This window comes from Streptomyces sp. AC627_RSS907, assembly GCF_019049165.1.
In genome coordinates, this window is record NZ_JAGMUE010000241.1 from 1 (window position 1) to 748 (window position 748).

General features: G+C 74.2%; 1 protein-coding gene. It reads right to left on the minus strand.

From position 1 onward, the window contains the following. Positions 1-748, minus strand: a 748-nt coding sequence (locus tag KUM32_RS32820; RefSeq protein WP_217145583.1) for an exo-alpha-sialidase, incomplete at both ends; no start/stop codon positions are given.

Consider the following 748-nt stretch of genomic DNA (forward strand, 5'->3'; position numbering starts at 1 on the left):
GGCCGTTCGACAGGGCGACCAGGTCGGAGTAGCCGGACCAGTCGGTGGTCACCACCGCGCCCCGGTCCACGCTCTCCCAGGTGCGGCCCTCGTCGTAGGAGGAGCGGATCATCATCGTGCGCCGCCGGTCCGGGTCGGCCGGCGCGGACAGCAGCAGCCGGCCGGGGCCGCGCCGGCCCGCGCTGGGCAGCCGGATCACCGCGCCCTGCACCATCGGCGTGTACAGGTCGGGCAGCGCGCGGAACGGCGCCTGGAAGCTCTCCCCACCGTCCTGGCTCACCGCGGCGTCCCGATGGCCGAGGTCCTTGCCCTCCTGCTCGCGCCCGTTCACGTAGATGCCGCCGTCCACCCGCTCCACCAGCGTCAGTTCGGACGGCTTCTGCCGGAACGTCCCGTCGGGGGCCAGCGGCCACGTGTCCCGCGCGCCGAGCCGCCACGAGTCGCCGCCGTCGTCGCTCAGCGCCAGCGCGGCGTGGTTCTCGGTGATGCGGTCGGTCCCGTAGCTCTCCGCGTTGACGCCGAACACCAGCCGGCCCGCGTGCTTGCCGCGGGTGAGCTGGATGCCGTGCACGGGGCCGGTGGCGTACCACGCGTCCCAGCGCGGATCGCGGATCTCGCCGCTGATGTCGCGCGGCGTCGACCACGTCGCCCCGTCGTCGTCGCTGTGCTGCAGGTGCGGCCTGCGGTCGCAGGGGACCTCACAGTTCCCCGCGTCGGCCCGCCCCTTGTTGTACGTGCTGGCCAGCAG